The organism is Microcystis sp. LE19-8.1F (assembly GCF_027531715.1).
Lineage (GTDB): Bacteria > Cyanobacteriota > Cyanobacteriia > Cyanobacteriales > Microcystaceae > Microcystis > Microcystis wesenbergii_A.
The window spans coordinates 1-2,323 of record NZ_JAPZSO010000040.1; the positions used below are offsets into that span (position 1 = coordinate 1).

Sequence of the window (2,323 nt, forward strand, 5' to 3'; positions counted from 1 at the left end):
ATTTGTCTTTTATTTACTTGTCAAAAAACCGTCATTAGAACTTGAAAATCAAGTTAGGTTAGCGGAAGGTGTTCGCTAACTATTTTCCCCTTATTTTTTAAGTTGATTAGATTAGGTAAACTCTTTGTCAGAAATCACCTAAGGTCACGGATTTATTGGTTCAAACTCTTCTTTACCTACAGCAAAAGTCCGATTTCTCGGTCTCGTCGAGCCGATCCCTAGTCAAAAACTCCGGCAACAACCGCAAGCTGACCCCCCATATCATCGGTCGAGATTATCGCATCAGAAGCGAGTCCGATCCCGATGTCCGCACCGACCGTCAGTACCGCACCCATTGGCGTAGGGGTTTCTATCGTTGGCAACCCTACGGCCCCAGAGAACGACCCGATCGCAAGCTGATCTGGATCGAGCCGGTTCTGGTTAATGGCTAAATCGCTAGATAATAAGCGTGTACTATTTTGATGGACTGACGGCTTTTTTCAAGATTTTTATTGTTGGTATAGATTAAATGACTAACTTATGCTATTTCACCTATATGTCTTGATGTCAAGACTTAATAGTGTCAGAACTTAATATGAAAACCATCGTAATCTCATCCTTATCGGGAGGGCAGGGCAAAACCACCACGGCTTTCTTTTTGGGTAAAATGCTGGGCCGAACGGCGAGGGTTTTATCGGTCGATGCCGACCCGCAGGCGAACCTGACTTTTTTTTCGGGTCATGAGGTGGAACCGAATGCGCCGACGCTTTTGGAGGTAATCAAGGGGACGGTAGCGGCGACGGATGCAGTTTATGCCCTCAACGATTCTAGGTTTCTTATCCCCGCAGATGACGGTTTGAGCAATGCCCAAGAGTATTTGGCTTCTAGTGGGATGGGCGCGCTAATTCTCCGGACGCGGCTCAAACTCCCGGCGGACTATTTTGATTACTGCATCATCGACTCCCCCCCGGCCAGGACACAGATATCTATTGCCACCATCGGTGCGGCCGACTATTTGCTGATCCCCGCCGAAGCTTCTACTAAAGGAGTCAATTCTCTGGTTCGCACCCTGGAACTAGCGGACAGTCTCTCAAAATTAGGGGCTTTCACCGGAACGCTACTCGGTGTCATTCCTTTTCGAGATCGCTGGTTCGGTCGTTCTCACTCAAAGGATAGCACGGCGGCGATTGCCGCCATGGCCGAGGTTGCCCCCGGGGTGAAAATTTTCCCATCAATCTTGGAGAGCGAACGCTATAAACAGGCACTCAACCAAGGCAAACTATTGAGCGAGATCGGCCACGAAGACATGGAAACTTCTTTTCGAGCCGTGATCGAATTACTGGGTACTCAAACCAAGGAGAAAAGATGAGCAACGCCCTCGATCGATTGGTCAACAAGAAAAAACCTTCGGTTCCCCCCCGCATCGATGTGGTCGAAGAAATCCTGCCAATTCCTTCACAACCAAAAGAAGAAATTGCTGAATTAACTCAAGATGCTATAAAAAATTTAAGTCAAGACAGCAAGACATCTTTGAGTCAAGATACTAATACCGAAACAGATCTGGATGATTTCGAGACAGTTCGCAATACTATCCGTCTCGATCGGGCGATCGATGATTCCTTGCGTCAGTTGTGTCAGGACGAGAGAATTACCAAAGAAACACTGCTGGAGGCAGCTTATCTTTACCTAGATGCTCATCCCACCGAGTTAGAGGAGGTGGTAAGGACGGCACGGCAACGGCTACAACGACGCAAGGAGATCGCCGACTATAAACGAGCCAAAACGATGCAGGAGAGATTCTTAAAGTCTTGATGTCAAGATACTTTAGCGTCAAGGTGTTTTAATGTCTTGATATTAAGACACTTTTTTGTCCTAGTGTCAGTAGAAGTCCGTTCTTTTAGCGATGGGAGTGTCAATTGGGTCGATTTCTCCACTAGAAAACCTTTTAGTCTTGAGATAATATTAGGTAGAGGTCTGATGATCTCCGAAACCAATCGGTACGTCGATAATCAGCCCAGACCGTGGAGACCGTGTCTTTGAGTCAGAGAATAGCGGAGAATGGCAGCGATAGAGGCGGGGGGTAGGGGTAAATAATAGACTTGTTGCTCCCATAAGAAAAAGCCGAATGAATTGTTTTGTGAGAAGTTCAGCTGGCTTCTCCTTTTAATTAATGCTTATGCTGCCGCACCCATAAAAATTCCATAAGCCGTTAAGATTAATTGAGCATCAAAATTAGCTACACGATTCCTATAAATATCGGAAACTGCACGGTATCTTTTCACCCCAGAAAAAGCATTTTCACCCACAACTCTTTCTTTGGCTAGTTCTCGATTTTCTTGTTTTT

General features: G+C 46.1%; 2 protein-coding genes and 1 pseudogene. All 3 read left to right on the forward strand.

Translation table 11 applies throughout. The features are described from left to right. Positions 1–152: 152 nt before the first annotated feature. Positions 153–431, forward strand: a pseudogene (locus tag O9334_RS04630) (AcrVA2 family anti-CRISPR protein); the annotation flags it as partial. A 143-nt stretch (positions 432–574) separates the two neighbouring features. Continuing rightward, positions 575–1,348 carry a ParA family protein gene (locus tag O9334_RS04635; protein WP_045356821.1) on the forward strand — a complete coding sequence of 258 codons (774 nt, stop codon included), beginning with the start codon at positions 575–577 and terminating at the stop codon, positions 1,346–1,348. Further along, entirely contained in the window at positions 1,345–1,791 is a 447-nt protein-coding gene (locus tag O9334_RS04640; protein WP_045356818.1) for a carboxysome distribution maintenance protein McdB, read from the forward strand. Before O9334_RS04635 ends, O9334_RS04640 begins: the two co-directional genes overlap by 4 nt. Positions 1,792–2,323: the final 532 nt, after the last annotated feature.